The organism is Pseudoalteromonas sp. HL-AS1, assembly GCF_031198785.1.
Classification (GTDB): Bacteria; Pseudomonadota; Gammaproteobacteria; order Enterobacterales; family Alteromonadaceae; genus Pseudoalteromonas; species Pseudoalteromonas distincta.
In genome coordinates, this window is the sequence record NZ_CP133569.1 from 1,535,992 (window position 1) to 1,552,477 (window position 16,486).

At 38.9% G+C, this 16,486-nt stretch carries 18 protein-coding genes and 1 pseudogene; 10 read left to right on the forward strand and 9 right to left on the reverse strand.

Annotated features, from left to right (window positions below):
- Positions 1-8: 8 nt before the first annotated feature.
- Both RB214_RS07250 and RB214_RS07255 read right to left on the reverse strand, forming a co-directional pair.
- Entirely contained in the window at positions 9-611 is a 603-nt protein-coding gene (locus RB214_RS07250; protein WP_182194407.1) for an aminodeoxychorismate/anthranilate synthase component II, read from the reverse strand.
- 1 nt (position 612) lies between these two features.
- Entirely contained in the window at positions 613-2,181 is a 1,569-nt protein-coding gene (locus RB214_RS07255) for an anthranilate synthase component 1 (RefSeq protein WP_309168692.1), read from the reverse strand.
- A 464-nt stretch (positions 2,182-2,645) separates the two neighbouring features.
- Between RB214_RS07255 and RB214_RS07260 the strand changes: the two genes are divergently transcribed.
- The 5 genes from RB214_RS07260 to RB214_RS07280 all read left to right on the forward strand — a co-directional run bounded on the left by RB214_RS07260 (position 2,646) and on the right by RB214_RS07280 (position 6,240).
- The gene (locus RB214_RS07260) at positions 2,646-3,500 is read left to right on the forward strand and encodes a PHP domain-containing protein (protein WP_002961577.1); all 855 of its coding nucleotides are present in this window, start codon (positions 2,646-2,648) and stop codon (positions 3,498-3,500) included.
- Complete coding sequence (locus RB214_RS07265) at positions 3,497-4,117, forward strand: L-threonylcarbamoyladenylate synthase (RefSeq protein ID WP_002961576.1); 621 nt, start codon at positions 3,497-3,499, stop codon at positions 4,115-4,117. Before RB214_RS07260 ends, RB214_RS07265 begins: the two co-directional genes overlap by 4 nt.
- A 6-nt stretch (positions 4,118-4,123) precedes the next feature.
- Positions 4,124-4,960, forward strand: a complete 837-nt coding sequence (locus RB214_RS07270; protein ID WP_149606048.1) for a ScpA family protein — start codon at positions 4,124-4,126, stop codon at positions 4,958-4,960.
- Between the two features lie 145 nt (positions 4,961-5,105).
- Positions 5,106-5,657 (forward strand): cytochrome b, encoded by a 552-nt coding sequence (locus RB214_RS07275; protein ID WP_309168693.1) that lies wholly within the window; start codon positions 5,106-5,108, stop codon positions 5,655-5,657.
- Between the two features lies 1 nt (position 5,658).
- Positions 5,659-6,240: a YceI family protein gene (locus tag RB214_RS07280; RefSeq protein ID WP_309168694.1), complete on the forward strand. Its 582-nt coding sequence runs from the start codon at positions 5,659-5,661 to the stop codon at positions 6,238-6,240.
- A gap of 83 nt (positions 6,241-6,323) precedes the next feature.
- Here RB214_RS07280 and RB214_RS07285 read toward each other — a convergent pair whose 3' ends face one another.
- Positions 6,324-7,166 (reverse strand): transporter substrate-binding domain-containing protein, encoded by an 843-nt coding sequence (locus RB214_RS07285; RefSeq protein WP_154903278.1) that lies wholly within the window; start codon positions 7,164-7,166, stop codon positions 6,324-6,326.
- Between the two features lie 139 nt (positions 7,167-7,305).
- Entirely contained in the window at positions 7,306-7,449 is a 144-nt protein-coding gene (locus tag RB214_RS07290) for a hypothetical protein (protein WP_167381322.1), read from the reverse strand.
- Between the two features lie 395 nt (positions 7,450-7,844).
- Between RB214_RS07290 and RB214_RS07295 the strand changes: the two genes are divergently transcribed.
- Positions 7,845-8,396 carry a hypothetical protein gene (locus RB214_RS07295; protein ID WP_309168695.1) on the forward strand — a complete coding sequence of 184 codons (552 nt, stop codon included), beginning with the start codon at positions 7,845-7,847 and terminating at the stop codon, positions 8,394-8,396.
- On the opposite strand, the pseudogene RB214_RS07300 reads toward RB214_RS07295, so the two are convergent.
- Positions 8,393-9,197, reverse strand: a pseudogene (locus RB214_RS07300) (hypothetical protein). The gene RB214_RS07295 and the pseudogene RB214_RS07300 sit on opposite strands and share 4 nt — an antisense overlap.
- 188 nt (positions 9,198-9,385) lie before the next feature.
- On the opposite strand from RB214_RS07300, the gene icd reads away from it, so the two are divergent.
- Positions 9,386-10,654 (forward strand): NADP-dependent isocitrate dehydrogenase, encoded by a 1,269-nt coding sequence (gene icd, locus RB214_RS07305; protein ID WP_309168696.1) that lies wholly within the window; start codon positions 9,386-9,388, stop codon positions 10,652-10,654.
- A gap of 12 nt (positions 10,655-10,666) precedes the next feature.
- Here icd and RB214_RS07310 read toward each other — a convergent pair whose 3' ends face one another.
- The 4 genes from RB214_RS07310 to RB214_RS07325 all read right to left on the reverse strand — a co-directional run bounded on the left by RB214_RS07310 (position 10,667) and on the right by RB214_RS07325 (position 13,239).
- Positions 10,667-11,098 carry a hypothetical protein gene (locus tag RB214_RS07310; protein WP_002961558.1) on the reverse strand — a complete coding sequence of 144 codons (432 nt, stop codon included), beginning with the start codon at positions 11,096-11,098 and terminating at the stop codon, positions 10,667-10,669.
- 425 nt (positions 11,099-11,523) lie between these two features.
- Positions 11,524-11,730, reverse strand: a complete 207-nt coding sequence (locus tag RB214_RS07315; protein WP_007375422.1) for a hypothetical protein — start codon at positions 11,728-11,730, stop codon at positions 11,524-11,526.
- Between the two features lie 29 nt (positions 11,731-11,759).
- The gene (locus tag RB214_RS07320; protein WP_182720381.1) at positions 11,760-12,209 is read right to left on the reverse strand and encodes an N-acetyltransferase; all 450 of its coding nucleotides are present in this window, start codon (positions 12,207-12,209) and stop codon (positions 11,760-11,762) included.
- Between the two features lie 82 nt (positions 12,210-12,291).
- Positions 12,292-13,239 carry a LysR family transcriptional regulator gene (locus RB214_RS07325; RefSeq protein ID WP_165742917.1) on the reverse strand — a complete coding sequence of 316 codons (948 nt, stop codon included), beginning with the start codon at positions 13,237-13,239 and terminating at the stop codon, positions 12,292-12,294.
- A 116-nt stretch (positions 13,240-13,355) separates the two neighbouring features.
- On the opposite strand from RB214_RS07325, the gene aceK reads away from it, so the two are divergent.
- The 3 genes from aceK (at position 13,356) to RB214_RS07340 (ending at position 16,470) form a co-directional block, all read left to right on the forward strand.
- On the forward strand, positions 13,356-15,128 hold the full coding sequence (aceK, locus tag RB214_RS07330; RefSeq protein WP_165742918.1) for a bifunctional isocitrate dehydrogenase kinase/phosphatase: 1,773 nt from the start codon (positions 13,356-13,358) through the stop codon (positions 15,126-15,128).
- A gap of 64 nt (positions 15,129-15,192) precedes the next feature.
- On the forward strand, positions 15,193-16,155 hold the full coding sequence (locus tag RB214_RS07335) for a zinc-binding dehydrogenase (RefSeq protein ID WP_309168697.1): 963 nt from the start codon (positions 15,193-15,195) through the stop codon (positions 16,153-16,155).
- Positions 16,156-16,218: 63 nt separating this feature from the next.
- Positions 16,219-16,470 carry a DUF2999 family protein gene (locus RB214_RS07340; RefSeq protein WP_007582532.1) on the forward strand — a complete coding sequence of 84 codons (252 nt, stop codon included), beginning with the start codon at positions 16,219-16,221 and terminating at the stop codon, positions 16,468-16,470.
- The last annotated feature ends 16 nt before the right edge of the window (positions 16,471-16,486 follow it).

Genomic DNA, 16,486 nt, shown 5'->3' on the forward strand with positions numbered 1-16,486 from the left:
GTCCTCTATTATTTGGCACGTGTTAAGTAAGCGACACTTTGCTGAAGTAGCATTGCGCCGTTTGGCGTCAGTATTGATTCTGGATGAAACTGATAACCCAATGCATTGTCATCATGATGATAAATAGCCATAGGGATATCTTCATACTGGGCAATAACCTTTATATTACCAGGCACTTTTGTTGCCATTAATGAATGGTAACGTGCTACAGGCATTGTATTGCCCATACCATCAAATACAGGATGTTCGCCTAAATTAATAATTGAAGACTTACCATGTACGGTTTCACCCGCGTGACCGATTACTCCGCCATAGCTTTGTGTTAACGCTTGTTGGCCTAAACAAATGCCTAACATTGGGAAGTGGCCTTTAGAGAGCTCAATAAGCTCCATTAAACAGCCTGCATCGCTTGGTGTGCCAGGACCTGGGGAAAGTACTAATAGTACTTGTCCTTGCTCTTGGCGCATTTTATTAAAAATAACCTCAGCGCTAATGTTGTTTCTATAAACAACCAGTTCGCAGCCAAGCATCGTAAGCTCATCAACTAAGTTATATGTAAATGAGTCAAAGTTATCTAAAAAATAGATTTTAATAGGATTCGCTTTACTCATTTTATACCGCCTTATAGGTAGATTTTATGGCGGTGATTACCGCTTGTGCTTTAGCGCGAGTTTCGTTTGCTTCTGAAATAGGATCTGAGTCAAACACTACACCTGCACCTGCTTGCACGTAGGCTATGTTATTTTTAACAAAAGCAGAGCGAATAACAATACAGCTATCCATTGCGCCATCACCGGTTAAGTAACCTACAGCGCCGCCATAACTGCCACGGCGCTTACCTTCAGTTTGACGAACAAGCTCAGCAGCACGAACCTTTGGTGCACCAACAAGCGTGCCCATGTTCATACACGCTTGGTAAGCGTGCAGTGCATCAAGCTCGGGTTTTAGTGTGCCAACAACGCGTGAAACTAAATGCATTACCTGTGAATAGCGGTCTACTTTTAATAACTCTTTGGCAAAACGAGTACCTGCAACACTAATGCGAGCTACATCGTTACGGGCTAAATCAACGAGCATTAAATGCTCGGCGCGTTCTTTTTGATCGTTTCTTAGTTCCAGCTCAATGCGGCTGTCTAGGTCTGGATTTATTTGCCCATTAGCAAATTTGCCACGTGGGCGAGTGCCAGCAATTGGGTAAACTTCTACTTGCTGATTACTTACGTCGTACTTAAGGGCCGACTCAGGAGACGCGCCAAATAATGCAAAGTCTTCATCGCGCATATAAAACATGTAAGGGCTTGGGTTTTGCTTTTTAAGCTGGCTATACGCATGTAAAGAATCAGGGCAAGGTAGTGAAAATGTACGCGACGGCACTACCTGAAAAATATCGCCATCTACAATGTTCTTTTTAAGCTTAACAACTTGCTCGCAATACGTTTCGTCGCTTATATCAACGCTTACCTCACATTCACTACTTTGCATATCCGCACTAAATCCTGCTGCGTTATCGCACAGCGTATTTAAGCGCTCAAGCTCTTTACCTACTTCAAAACAGTTAGCGTGTACGTCTGGGCCGTTAAATACATTACCAATGAGCTCAGTTGTTTGCTTTTGATGATCAATAACAACTAAGGTTTCGGCTAAGTAAAATACGTAATCTGGGCAGGTGTTTTCGCCATCAGGTACATCACTTAATTGCTCAAAATTTGCAACCATGTCGTAGGCAAACACACCGCCTAAAAATACCGAAAACGGATTTTCGGTAGTGCTTTGAATGCTGTTAATACAGGTACGAAGAGCGCTGAAGGCGTTATCGGCAACAAGCTTACTTGCTTCGTCTATATCGCTGCTGGTGTCTTGGTAGTTAAGTGTAAGCGTTGTGTCGTTTAATTTTGAATCACAGCTCTTAACATTTGCTTGTAAGTAGCTTAATAATTGTTTGCCGTTATTAGATTGTGCGCTAACAGTTACCGTTTTACCCTTACATACAATGCGCAGGGCGCTATCAACTAAAATTAAACTTTTTACACTGTCTTTAGAATCAATCTCAGCTGATTCAAGCAGTAGTGAGTTAGGCTTATCAAGTGCCGCGTATAATGCAAGAGGGCTACTAATATAGTCGCGTACTTGCGTAATGCTTGTTACTTCGCCTGGTGTGGTAGTTATATGACTAAAAATCAAACCTCATTCCCTCAAAAAATTAAACCCCGCAATGCTTTTGCAATGCGGGGTTTGAATAACGATATCTAAATTACAAACAGATCATTACCGTCCCGCTATATCAGGCGCCACCACCAACGATGTGTAAGAGTAAGACCGTTATTCATGTTTTTCTGCCTCAAAATTTATTAAATATTTTTAACGTATACGTTTCGTAAAATTTAGTTATAAAAAAACCCGCATAGTTGCGGGTTTTGAATTTTTGCTAGACACGACAATTCATCACCCGAAAATTACGAGTGCCACCACCAGATAGTGTTTAAGTTTGAATTGATCATTATTGTTAATTCTTAATGTGTCTGAAAGTGGCTACAGTAAAACGTATCTTATGCTTTTGTGTCAAGTGTTTATTTAAAACAATTTAGTCAAAAAAGTTGTTATACTTACATAAACACCAATAACCCTTAATTTTAAGCAGTTTTCTTTTGATAAAATACGATTTACATAGCCATACTACACATTCAGACGGGCGTTTAACGGTTGAAGAATTATTGCATCGCGCTGTTGATAAAAATATTGATGTGTTTGCTATTACCGATCATGACACTGTGGCGGCTATTAAGCCTGCTCAGCAATTTATTGAAGCAGAAAACTTACCGCTTTCATTAATAACGGGTACCGAAGTGTCTACTAAATGGGAAAGCTTCGAAATTCATATTGTAGGTTTAAATATTGATATTAATAATATTGACCTTACCTCTTTATTATCGGCTCAGCAGCAAAAGCGAGAAGAGCGTGCACTAGAAATTGGCGCACGCCTTGCAAAAAATGGCTTTGATGGCATTTACGAGCAAGCTAAAGAGCTGGCAAAAGACGCGCAAATTACGCGCGCACATTTTGCACGCGCCCTTATTGAGCGCGGTGTAGCTAAAAATTTCCCGGGTGTTTTTAAAAAGTACTTAGGGCGCGGCAAAACAGGCTACGTACCAAGTTGCTGGTGCACCATGCAAACCGCTGTAGAGGCAATACATGCCGCAGGTGGTGTTGCTGTACTTGCGCACCCAAGTAGCTATCAAATGTCAAACAAGTGGCTACGCAAATTATTAGTAGAATTTAAAAGTGTAGGAGGAGACGCAATGGAAGTTGCACAACCTCAACAGGCGCCAAGCGAACGTCAATTTTTAGGTGAACTCAGCCGTGAGTACGAACTACTTTGCTCGCAAGGGTCTGATTTTCATTTTCCGACAAGCTATTTAGAGCTTGGCAAAAATTTATACCTACCAAAAGACTGCCAAGGTGTTTGGCAAGTTTGGGAAGGACAAGAAGGGGCATTAACATGAGTCAATTATTCCATATTCATCCTGATAACCCGCAACCAAGATTGATTAGTCAAGCCGTTGATATTATTAAACAAGGCGGTGTTGTTGTTTACCCAACAGATTCGGGCTATGCCATTGGCTGTAACATTGGTAATAAGCAAGCCAAAGAGCGCATAGAGCGTATTCGTGGTATTGAAAAAAACGATAATTTTACGCTAGTGTGCCGTGATTTATCGGAGCTATCTACTTATGCACGTGTAGATAACCAGCTATTTAGATTAATTAAAAATAATACGCCAGGGCCTTATACCTTTATTTTTAAAGGCACAAAAGAAGTCCCTAAGCGTTTATTAAACGACAAGAAAAAAACCATTGGTATGCGTGTAATTGAACACCCAATTGCTTGTGCGTTACTTGCCGAACTTGGCGAGCCATTAATGTCGTGTTCTTTAATTTTACCCGGGCAGCAGTTTACTGAATCAGATCCGGATGAAATTTTAGAGCGATTAGATAAACACGTTGATTTAATTATTCACGGTGGCCATTTAGCCGAGCAAGCAACCACAGTAATCGACTTGTCTGAAGATGAAGTTAAAATATTACGTGTTGGCTGTGGTGATACAAGCCCGTTTGAGTAATAACAAGTGAGCGAAAATACTGCTGATACAAAAAGTAGTGAAAAGCCAGTGCAGCAAAAGCTGCCACTGGCTTTTTTGCATGGTAAAGCGGTTGTAGATAAACCAGAAGACTTATATATTCCGCCCGATGCGCTCGAAATAATATTAGAAACCTTTGAAGGCCCGCTCGATTTACTGCTTTATTTAATTAAAAAGCATAAGCTTGATGTCCTCGACCTTTCTATTTTTAGTATTACAGAGCAGTATGTAAGTTACGTTGAAATGATGACCGAGTTTCAACTCGAACTTGCCGGTGAATATTTAGTTATGGCCGCGTTACTTGCACAAATTAAGTCGCGCTTATTACTCCCTGTACACGAAGAGCTTGAAGAGGAAGAAGACCCTCGCGCTGAGCTTATTAAACGTCTACAAGAATATGAGTTATTTAAAAAAGCCGCCGAAAACCTCGATGATATCCCCCGTGTTGGGCGTGATATTTTTATAGCGCATGCCGCTATGCCAATAAATGAAAACACAAGTCAAAACCTCCCCGATATTGAACTTAAAGACTTAATGCTGGCGTTGAGTGATGTTATGGCGCGAGCAAAAACGTTTGAACATCATCAAATTACTGCCGAAGTACTCTCAACCCGAGAGAGAATGAGCCAAATATTACAACAGCTATCGCAGGCAAACTCGGCGGTGGTATTTAATGCGCTTTTTACTCCTGATGAAGGGCGTAGTGGTGTGGTGGTTAGTTTTATAGCCATGCTTGAGCTCATTAAAGAAGGACTTGTTACCTGTTTGCAAGTAAGCCCAGAGAGCTTAATTTATGTCAGCTTGAGCGAGCAATCCACCCTATAAACTTATCTGTTTAATCCTCAACTTCTAAAACTGACTTTAATTATCAAAGTTCTGTGCGTGTACGCACGTAAAGTGTTTGTAAATGTTATTTTCATTTAAGGCTATGCACTATATTGTAACGTCATAGCATTATAGGACGTTACACATGTTTAAAAATACACCTTCATCTTACGGACTTGTCGCCATTATTTTACATTGGCTCATGGCGTTGACTATTTTTGGCCTGTTTGGTTTAGGTTTATATATGGTTGAGCTTACCTATTATGATAGCTGGTATAAAGGCTCACTCGATTTACATAAAAGCATTGGTATTACGCTTGTGGCCGTATTTTTATTTAGAATTTTATGGCGTGCTTTATCTGCACAACCTAAACCCTTAGGTGAAAGTAAAGGCATGAACCAATTAGCACATACTGCGCATATTGCTATGTATATTATTTTGGCCGTTATTGTTGTTGCAGGGTATTTAATATCAACCGCAGACGGGCGTCCAATTGAAGTGTTTACCTTATTTGATGTATCAGCGCTTAATTTTGCATTTGATGACCAAGCCGATATTGCAGGAAAAGTACATTATTATGGCGCGTGCACATTAATCGGGTTTGCAGTATTGCATGCACTCGGGGCGTTAAAACATCACTTTATCGATAAAGATAAAACCTTAATCAGAATGATCAAACCATTAAAGGATGATTAAAATGAAAAAATTATTAGTAAGCACAGCCGTTTCGGCTGCAATGATGTTATCGGCAACAGCCGCTAATGCAGCTGATTATGTAATTGATACAAAAGGCGGGCATGCATCTGTTAACTTTAAAATTAAACACTTAGGTTACAGCTGGTTATATGGTCGTTTTAATACTTTTGACGGCACATTTAGTTACGATGCTAAAAACCCTGATGCGTCAAAAATTATGGTAAACATTGATACCACAAGCCTTGACTCTAACCATGCAGAGCGCGATAAGCATTTACATGGTAAAGATTTTTTAAATGTAGATAAATACCCAAAAGCGACATTTAAAAGCACCAGTATTAAATTTGATGAAGATGGTGAAGAGGCCGACGTAACCGGCGAATTTACGCTGCATGGCGTAACTAAAACTATTACCTTTGAAATAGATAAAGTGGGCGAAGGTAAAGATCCGTGGGGCGGCTACCGCGTAGGTTTTGAAGGCGAAACCAGCCTTAAACTTACCGACTACGGTATTGATTACAACTTAGGGCCTGCATCTACTCATGTTGATATTATTTTATCAATAGAAGGCGTTCGTCAGTAATACCATTATTGAATATAAAAACGCCACTTACTGTGGCGTTTTTTTGCTTAACAGAAACTCAAATTATGCGACTTTGTATTTGTTTATTTTGTGCTATTAATACGTGACTTTAATAGAGGCCTTAAATCCTCAGGCAACCAACGCATAAGTAAATCGTTATAAGCCTGCGTTTTTTTAATAACTTTAAGCTGCTCATTAAGAATAGCGATGTCTTTTGCGCCTTGCTCGTTTTTAGTACAACCAATAAAACCATAACTTAACGCGGGAGATTCGGTTAATGGACGTTGGGTTAAGTTTTCTTCAAAGTGCATTGATTTAGCTAAATAGTAATGCTCGCTTGGGTAACCCAGCAAAATATCAATTCGTTTTAGGTTAAGCATATATGTAAGGCTCGCTAGGCTATCGCGAGTGGGTCTAATTACTAAATCTATATTAGGCGTACTGTTTATTAAAGTATCTATCTCTTGGCCGTAAGAGCGGCTCATAGAAACTCCAAGAGTTAGTTTTTTATCTTGTATTAAATTGAGTAGTGATACTTCTTTAGATTCCGCTATATTTAGCGCTTTGGCGAGCTTTTTATGCATTGCTATTGAAGGCGAGAGGCCCGTTGTTGAGCTTTCGTCTGTGAAATAAATATGCTCTTTTCTGTAATCATTTTTATAAAGCGATAACGCACAAACATTATTTGAAGTATTGGACAGCTCTTGAATTACTTTACCTGAGGGGATAAGCATGCGGTTAAAGGTAATATTAGGAAGTTGTTTTTCAAGTAAAGAAATTATGCTTTCGTCACGGCCTTGGTGTTGATATTGACCATTTAAAATATAATAGGGTGCAAAATCGTGCGCTAGCCAGTTTATGGTTCTAGCATTGCTTATTGAGCTCAGACAGAAAAAAAGTAAGAAAGTTAAAAATATACGGAGCATTACAACAGCTACCAGTAATTATTATTGTAAAACTATTGTAACCAATAAAGGGCTAAAAAGTAAAATGCCAGCAACAAGGCTGGCATAATATCTTATCAATAATTGCAATAATAGAATGGCAATTAAAGTTATATGTTGCTTAGTTAGCTTTTAGCCACTTAACAAACTGGCGTGCATCACTCGCTTTTTGAAATAATGCATTTTTTAAACCCTGTGTATCACTGAAGATTACACGATGTTTGTTTACTGAAATTGATTGCACTGGATGTGCTATTTGGATCATAGACCCGTTATATTTATAAGACATAATAAAACTCACTTTATTCTTGTTATTTATTCTGCGCTATATTTGTATAGCAAATTGCAGTCAATAAATTAACGATGTTGTGTTTAGCTTCATTACAGTGTTGACGATCTTTATGACACTTTTGCGATGATAATAAAAAATCATCTCGGTATTATTCAAGGGGTTCTCGCCGTACAATAACTTAGCTTTCAAATATACGTTTTGCGGGGCTTACTGGATCAGGGTAAATGGTTAACCGCGGCGGTTTCTTTAAACCAGAGAGGGAAGGTAACTTATATATAAATTGTGTGCAAGCTATTTATTATAAAAATATTTATAATAAATCTTATCAACTGCTTACAAAGCCCATTTTTAGTTACCAAAGGATAAGTATGAATTACTTAATAGTGAGTGATATTTATGGTTTAACCCCTGCTTTAAGTAAGTTATCACAGGCAATTAGTTCAAATTTAGTGATTGTTGACCCATACAACAACAAGATTCAAGCTATTGAAAGTGAAAAAGATAGTTATAATAATTTTATACAGCAGTGTGGCCATGACAAATACACGGACAAACTTCTAGAATGCTTTGAGAGTTTAAAAGTGCCGACCACATGTATTGCGTTTAGCGCAGGGGCAAGTGCAGCATGGCGGGCACAGTTATTAACAGGCAATACACACCTTAAAAAGTTAATTGGCTTTTATCCGTCGCAAATTCGTAATTATTTAGCGTTAGATGCAAATGTACCCTGTGAATTCATATTCCCAGAAAGTGAGAGTCACTTTAATGTTGATGAAGTTATTAAAGCTTTAAGCACCAAAGCGGGTGTTAAGTGCTATAAAACCAATTTTTTGCATGGTTTTATGAACGAGTACTCAACCAATTTTAATGCGCAAGGGCTGGTTGAATATAGTAGCTATATAAAACAGAGCAGCCGTTAAAGCGTGTTTAACTGCTTTTTATTAATATCAGGAAAATCAGTACGGGTATTATATTTTGCATACAGCGTTGTAAAAATGCTGCTGCCGGATAACTTATCTAACTCTTTTATAAAGGTTTTAGCACTAGAACGAGCGGGTCTACAGCATGTTTGATACTGTTTTATTATACCCGCGACAGATAAACCTTGTTTTTGTAGCTTAAGGTCGGCCTGTGCAAAAAAAAGCCGCACCCGTCCAATAAACACGTTGCTGGGCGCGTTGTTTCCACATATCGGCAGAGAGCTTATTAAGTGGCTGTGTTTTAGTTTTGGTTTGCAGGCGGGCACGATCAAATCCTGCATTTAAACGTTGTACAAACTGTGGCTGGGTGATTATACCGCTGTCACGCATTATTACGTTTTGCATATAACTGGCAAAACCCTCGCTTAGCCAAAAACCGGAGTAGGGAAGTAGCGGCAAATATAAATGCGAAAGTTCATGGTATAGCGTCCAATCTTTAGTGAATGCATTTAAACTGGCGTAGCGATCTATATGTAGTTCAATCCCATCGGGGTTATTGCGCTTAACTGTAGCCCAAGGTACAGGCTCAAAAGCAAAGTATTGCGGTTTTAAATAAATAGGCAAAGTGGTTTGCTTTAAAGGCCCCAGTGTATTTTGTGTTTTTTCAACACTTTGATTAACCCATGTAGACACCGTATTTTGAGCATTACTTGAGAGCGAGCTAAGATTATGTATGACTACTTCAGCGGCTAATACGTTAAAAGAGCTGATTGATAGTAGCAGTACAAAAAAGTATTTCATTAAAATGCTCCACTGTAATTTAATAACTGGTACGCCAGGCTTAATATACAAGACCAACTAAATGGATAAATAATCACGCCTAATTCTTTATTTTTTAAAATGATAGTAACTATAAAAGTACAAATACAGACACCTCTAGCTAAGCATGGTTTAATCAATTAATCGTTATTTTAAGTTAGGTTTTAGCCATGACGTATCAGCATATTCAAGTTCCTGAGCACGGCCAAAATATCACTATTGATGCACAAGGACATTGGCAAATACCGTTAGAACCTATCATTGCTTTTATTGATGGCGATGGCGTGGGGCTGGATGTTATGCCGGTGATGCGCCACGTTGTTGATAGTGCAATTGAGCATTGTTATAAAAGTGCACGGAAAATTCATTGGATGCAAGTTTATAATGGCGAGCAGGCCGCAAAGCTGTATGACGGTGACTGGTTCCCGCAAGAAACAATTAACGCGGTACGTGCCTGCAAAATTGCCATAAAAGGGCCGTTAACCACACCACTGGGTGGTGGCTTTAGATCGCTTAATGTTGCACTCAGGCAAGAAATGGATTTGTTTGTAAATATGCGCACTATAAAAGGCTTTAGTGCACTTCCTTCTCCTTTAAAAAATCCTTTTTTAACAAACATAACAGTGCTTCGTGATAGCAGCGAAGACGTGTACTCCGGTATTGAGTGGCAAGCAGGGAGTGTAGAAAGCGAAAAAATGCTCGATTTTTTATGTGAGGAAATGGGCGTAACCCGCTTAAGGTTTTCACAAGAATGCGGTATTGGTATTAAAAATATATCTAAAGAAGGCTCTGAGCGACTAATGCGCTTTGCCATTAACTATGCACTTAAAAACGATAGTGAATCATTAACGCTAGTGCATAAAGGCAATGTACTTAAATTTACCGATGGGGCATTTAAGCGTTGGGGGTATGCACTTGCACAAAGCGAATTTAATGCCACTGCACATGAAAATGGGCGTTGGCTGCAAATAGAGCGAGTAAATCAAGCACCTCTAATTATTAAAGAAGTTATAGCCGACAACATGCTGCAGCAATGTTTAATGCACCCAGAGCAATTTGATGTAGTGGTGACGACTAATCAAAATGGTGACTTTTTAGCGGATATGCTGAGCGCACAAGTTGGCGGTGTTGGCATAATGCCTGCTGCAAATTTAAATAACGATGTCGCATTTTTTGAGCCTACACACGGCACGTTTGAACGTATAGCAGGGCAAAATAAAGCAAACCCCAGCAGTAGTATTTTAAGTGCGGTATTAATGCTTAAACTTATGGGATGGGACGAGGCCGCATTACTGATAGAAAATGCGTTAGAGCAAACATTTAAAAGCGGTGAAGTAACCTTTGATTTAGCGCAAGAGCAGAGCGATAACTCAAGTATTCATAACTCGACAACCTTAACTTGTACTGGCTTTGCAAAGAAGGTTATCGAGCACTTTTAAACACATTCATTATTAAGCTGCTGAGGCAGTTTTTACTCTGTGCATGCAAGGGCGGTTGGTTAACTGCGCTGCACGATGGTAAATCTCATGTGCTTGAGGTTCATCGCACTGCGTACCACTAAGCGTATCCATTAACGCAACAACAATAATTGCAGGAACCTGGCAGCAATATTCGTCTAAAACGGCTTCCGTAGTTTGTGCATCAACATGGCAAAGTGGGTGGTTTTTAAGTTGGTATGCGTTTAGCAATGTATCCACTTCTAATACATCATTTGGTTGGTGCTTTGTTTTACGGCATTTACAACCAAACTCATCAACTAAAGTAGCTAATGCTTGGTAAGTTTCAGTGGTGTTAGTTTTTGCGCATAACTGCTCTTCAATAAACTGATGTAAGTTAGCATCAATAAATAACCCGTCTTGTTGTGTGAAGCTTGATGTTGTCATAATTATTACTCTTAGTTTGTTGGCTTAACTTCACTCTAGCGCTAAGTGTATTATTAATAAAATTGTTGTTTTCAATAACTGACATTGATTTCATCAATAGTAAGTTTTAAAACTAAATAAAAAAATAGAAAACATACCTAAATTATACTAATTAATTTGGTGCAGAGCGGTAAAAACGTGCACAAAACTGGAACAAGGGGATTAATTGATGAGTTAAGGTGGATGCTTAGTTAATTGTTTTTATTGAATTTTAATTGTTTTATGAAGTTGGTACTAAGCTTGCTAATCATACACTGTAGGTAGACTCCTATATCGACGATTTCCAAAAGCGCCATGGTATTTTCCCAAAGTTGAATACCACGGCGCTTTTTTATTTTGAGCATTTATTTTATTTAGTCGTTACAGTAGCAATAACAATAGTAATGTTAAATTTTAATAAAGTAGGGAATAGCCACTAAAATAGCGCCTACAATCAACAGCATGCTCACACTGCTCATAAAATACGGAAATACCAATAGCGATAAACCAATGCAAAGTGGCACTACTGCTTTTTTTCTTCGCCCGTAAGTAAGGTAGCCAATACCAATGCCGCCAAACAAAACACTCCACGCAATTATTGATGCACTATCCATTTGTAAATTACCTATTTTGAAATACTGATTTAAATTACGACCGACATAGCCAGCTTTTCAATACCATGTGAAGGAGTCCATCTTTTAAATTCCACGAAGCCATGCTTTTTATATAAATTTATTGCAGGAGTATTAGCAACCGCAGTCTCCACTATTGCATGAGAAAAATCATCCATCGCTAAAACATAACTTATTAGCTTACTTGCGATACCTTTTTTAAAATGACTAGGATCAACGGTTAAACTACAAATATCTAAACACTCGTTGTTTGTATCTACTTCAATAACGGCTGCTAAACATTCATTTTCGCTGTAGCCATAAAAGGTTGTTTCTGATTTTTTTATACCTCTAATATTACGCGCTAAAGGAGGAAAGTTATGCGCGCCGATCAGTTTAGCCTCTATAGCATAGGACTTTTGAAAGACAGCAAAAATTATATTTGCAGTATCGTTATTCTTATTATTAAGTTTGTTTATCATTATATTCTTCTAATGAAAGTAAAGCTTGGACAGTATGCGCGATAGTAAAATACCTGGTGCTTGATGTGATGAAAATAATAATTTATCTATCTGCAATCGTTTTAGCAAACGCTAATAACTCACGCCTTAACCATTGGTGCGCCGGTGCATGGTGCAGCAGTGGGCTCCATATCATTTTTACCTCAATAGGCACTATTTGAAATGGCACAGGGCTGATTACTAAATCAGTATGAGAGGTTAATAACTTAGCCTGCCTGCGCGGTAGGGTGGCAATAAGTTGCTCTGATTGGCAAAGCAGGCTTGCAACCATGTAGTGGCGAGTAAAAACACGTATTTTGCGGGTTTGTTCTAGTTGCCAAAGGGCTTCGTCTACCCAGCCTAATTTTTGCTTTCCTGATTTATTAGTAACTGCGGCCTCAGGCCCCCAGCCTGCACGGTTTACCCAAATATGTTCTTTTTGTAAGTAGTCGTCTAACCCTGATTGTTGTAAAAATGTATTTTTAGGATGCGTTAAACAACAGTAATTATCTCGCCAAACACTGGCTTGATGAAACGAGCGAGGCAGACCATTAAAGCGGTTTATGGCTAAATCTATAGTGCCTTTTTCCATGTCTTGCAGGTTTACGTCGCTTGGGCTTAATACATCAAAATTAATACCGGGATTTTTACTAAGCTGCGCAGTTATAAAAGGGGCTATTAAGGTCGACTCTATGTAGTCGTTTGCCATTATTCTAAACGTAACTTCAGCTGTTGCAGGGTTAAATTGCTCACTAGGCTGCGTAATAGCTTCGGCCATTTTTAATAGCGTCTCAACCTCAGGCTTTAATGCAAGTGCTTTAGCTGTTGGCGTCATAGAGCCTGCGGCACGCACCAGTAGCGGGTCGTCAAATAAATCGCGCAAACGTTTTAATGCGTTACTCATAGCAGGTTGCGTAAGCGCGAGCTTATTCGCAGCTTTTGAAACACTTTTTTCATCAATGAGTACATTTAAGTAAACTAACAAGTTGAGGTCGACGTTTCTTATATTCATATGATCAATTTAAATTATATGCTTTATTAATTATCTAAATTAAAGCCTGCTTGCTAAGGTGTAAACAATTAATAAAAATAACCGCCATAACTGGCATCAATATAAGTGCTGTATTTATGCAAAATAGGCTAACAAATCAATCTAATAATGCGCTACAACACGTTGTAGCCAGTAAGCTTGCACGATCTGTTTTTGCTGGATTTGAGGCGATGTTTTCGCAATTTTTAAATATTACACTGGGTGCGCAGAGCCGGTTTGAGCAACGACAGCATCACAGTGTACAAAGTGCTATGCGTGAACGTTTACAAGTGTATGAGCGTGAGGTAAAAAACGTGAGTGAAGCCGTCAGAGTTATTGCTTATGCTGAGCTTACTTGCCCGCAAACGTGGCAGTTAGCTAAAAATATTTATGGCGATATGGTACAAAATCACGAAAATAAACCCATAGCGCATACCTTTTTTAATTCAACGTTTGGCGCAATTTGGGACGATAAAAAAATTCGTACTGTGCATTTGTTCGTATTAAAAGCAAAGTATCGTAGTGAGCCGCGCTCTTATGAAAGCTTAGTGAGTAGAGTATCGCTACATAATGGGTTTAATAAAGCTGTTAAAACGCTTATTACTAATCAAGTATTTAGAGTGCCGTTTAGTAATTTAGAACGTGATGTAGCCACATTACAAAGTACGTTAATGCAAGGCGCTAAGCAGCAATGCAAACAGGTGTACGAACTTATAAATTTAAACGATGGCTATATTGAATACGCCAACTCATTATTTTTTAGAAACAAAGCCTGTTATTTAATTGGGCGCTGCATTGCTAAAAATGGCGACAATATGCCTTTTGCTATCGCTATTTTAAATACCGATGAGGGACTAAAGCTTGATGCTGTAATGATGGGCGCCGATCAATTAAGTTTATTATTTGGCTTTGCACGCACCTATTTTATGGTTGATACCGATAAGCCCGCACGTTATGTAGATTACCTAAGTGTATTAATGCCACACAAACAACGCTTTGAGTTATTTAACGCCATTGGTTTTATAAAGCACGCCAAAACTGAGTTTTATCGGTATAAGGTCGATACGACTAAAAATAGCCCAGCCAACTTCAAGTATGTTAAAGCGCCAGGTACGCCGGGTATGGTAATGCTGGTATTTACTATTGAAGGGCTAGATTACGTTTATAAAGTAATTAAAGACAAATTTAGTGCGCCAAAAACAGCCACCAAAGCACAAGTGATAGACAAGTATAACTTTGTAAAACAAGCCGATAGGGTTGGTCGTTTGGTAGATACGCACGAGTTTAGATATTTAGCGTTTGATTTAAGCCGTTTTAGTGATGAATTGCTTGAGCAGATGAAAAACCAAATTGGTAGCAGTATGGTTATATCGGGTAAGGCACTCATTTTAAAGCACGTTTATGTTGAGCGTAAAATGACCCCGCTTAATTTATATATTAACCAATGCGATAACAAAACCCTAGAGCGAGTAATGCATGACTACGGTAAAGCAATTAAAGAGTTAGCGGGCGCTAATATATTTCCGGGCGACATGCTAATGAAAAACTTTGGCGTAACGCGATGGGGGCGAGTGGTGTTTTACGACTTTGACGAAATTTGCCCACTAACCGATTGCAACTTTAGAGAGGTGCCACACACCCAAAATGCACTTGAAGAGCTAAGTAGTAACTCGTATTTTGATATAGCTGAAAATGATATATTTCCGAGCCAATTTAAGGTGTTTTTTAGCGCCAACGAGATTGCGTTTAGTTATTTTAATAATGAGCACAGTAACTTGTTTTTAGCGACGTTTTGGCAAGGTTGTCAGCAACAAGTACATAATGGTTATCTACCCGATGTTTATCCTTACAAACAAAGTTGGCGCTTTTGAGGTTGTTTGAATCTGTGTTCATCCCCATCTATATGTTATTACAGTTTTTAAGCTTGGAGCAACAATGAAATATATTTCTCATGAAGATGGTAATCTTGCATTTAGTGAAACCGAAAAGCCGGTTTTAAAGAGCCATGAAGTACTTGTTAAAGTTGCAGCAATAGGTGTAAACCGTGCAGACAGTATGCAGCGCCAAGGTAAATACCCGGCCCCTGCGGTAGATAGCCCGATTTTAGGTTTAGAATGTGCGGGTACAGTTACTGAGCTTGGAAAAGATGTAGATAAAAGCTGGCTAAACAAGCGTATTTTTACGTTGTGCTCAGGTGGTGCTTATAGCGAATATGTAGCAGTTGATGCAAAACAGCTTATGGAATTACCCGATGATGTAACAATGGCTGAGGGCGCCGCAATAAGCGAAGTGTATTTAACGGCATTTGGCGCGTTATTTGAGCTTGGTAAATTACAAAAAGGGCAAACAGCGCTTATTCATGCAGGTGCTAGTGGTGTGGGCGGTGCAGCAATTCAAATGGCTAAAAGCGCAGGTGCTACCGTAGTTATTACTGCCGGTACGGATGACAAATGCCAACACGCAAAAGAGCTTGGTGCCGATCATGCAATTAACTACAAAACCACTGACTTTGTAGAATATATGAAAGCAAATGAGTTAACAGCAAATGCAATTGTAGATCCTGTTTCGGGTAGTTACTTAAATAAAAATGCCGCTATTGCAGCCATGGATTGCCAAATTGTGATGCTTGCATTTTTAGATGGACGTTTTGCTGAAGTTGATTTTGCCGCGCTTTTACAAAAGCGTATTTCGTTTCATGCCTCAACGCTTAGAAATCGCAGTATTGAGTTTAAACGCCAGGTGCGCGACGACTTTGTAGCACGCTTTTACAATGATATTGCCACTAAAAAGTACGACTTTAACTTGTATAAAACATTGCCTTGGAGCGACGCAAACGAAGCCCATGCTATTTTAGAGCGTAATGAAAACGCAGGAAAAGTGGTTTTACTTGTAGAGTAACTCTTTAATTTTAGGGTTTAGCCCATATACTAAGCTCTATAAAAAAACACTTAAGGTTTAATAATGAATCCAATACTAGCAATACTTAAAGAGCACAATGTAAGCGACGAAAAAGTAAAAGCATTGTTTGAAGCGTTTACTCAAAACCCAATGATGGCAATGGCGCTTGTTCAAGAGCTTGGTATTCCGCCAGAAAAGCTACAACAATTAATGGCAGTCGTGATGACTCAACCGCATCTTATTAAAGAAGCGACTGACGAACTTGGTTTAGATTTTGAAAAAGTAAAAGAAGCGAAAGAAAAACTAAATCAATAATTTGTTATGTCATGAA

Coding starts and splice junctions, on each gene's coding strand:
- RB214_RS07250 (WP_182194407.1), bottom strand. CDS start 611: ATGAGTAAAGCGAATCCTATTAAAATCTATTTTTTAGATAACTTTGAC.
- RB214_RS07265 (WP_002961576.1), top strand. CDS start 3,497: ATGAGTCAATTATTCCATATTCATCCTGATAACCCGCAACCAAGATTG.
- RB214_RS07275 (WP_309168693.1), top strand. CDS start 5,106: ATGTTTAAAAATACACCTTCATCTTACGGACTTGTCGCCATTATTTTA.
- RB214_RS07280 (WP_309168694.1), top strand. CDS start 5,659: ATGAAAAAATTATTAGTAAGCACAGCCGTTTCGGCTGCAATGATGTTA.
- RB214_RS07285 (WP_154903278.1), bottom strand. CDS start 7,166: ATGCTCCGTATATTTTTAACTTTCTTACTTTTTTTCTGTCTGAGCTCA.
- RB214_RS07290 (WP_167381322.1), bottom strand. CDS start 7,449: ATGATCCAAATAGCACATCCAGTGCAATCAATTTCAGTAAACAAACAT.
- RB214_RS07295 (WP_309168695.1), top strand. CDS start 7,845: ATGAATTACTTAATAGTGAGTGATATTTATGGTTTAACCCCTGCTTTA.
- icd (WP_309168696.1), top strand. CDS start 9,386: ATGACGTATCAGCATATTCAAGTTCCTGAGCACGGCCAAAATATCACT.
- RB214_RS07310 (WP_002961558.1), bottom strand. CDS start 11,098: ATGACAACATCAAGCTTCACACAACAAGACGGGTTATTTATTGATGCT.
- RB214_RS07315 (WP_007375422.1), bottom strand. CDS start 11,730: ATGGATAGTGCATCAATAATTGCGTGGAGTGTTTTGTTTGGCGGCATT.
- RB214_RS07320 (WP_182720381.1), bottom strand. CDS start 12,209: ATGATAAACAAACTTAATAATAAGAATAACGATACTGCAAATATAATT.
- RB214_RS07325 (WP_165742917.1), bottom strand. CDS start 13,239: ATGAATATAAGAAACGTCGACCTCAACTTGTTAGTTTACTTAAATGTA.
- aceK (WP_165742918.1), top strand. CDS start 13,356: ATGCAAAATAGGCTAACAAATCAATCTAATAATGCGCTACAACACGTT.
- RB214_RS07335 (WP_309168697.1), top strand. CDS start 15,193: ATGAAATATATTTCTCATGAAGATGGTAATCTTGCATTTAGTGAAACC.
- RB214_RS07340 (WP_007582532.1), top strand. CDS start 16,219: ATGAATCCAATACTAGCAATACTTAAAGAGCACAATGTAAGCGACGAA.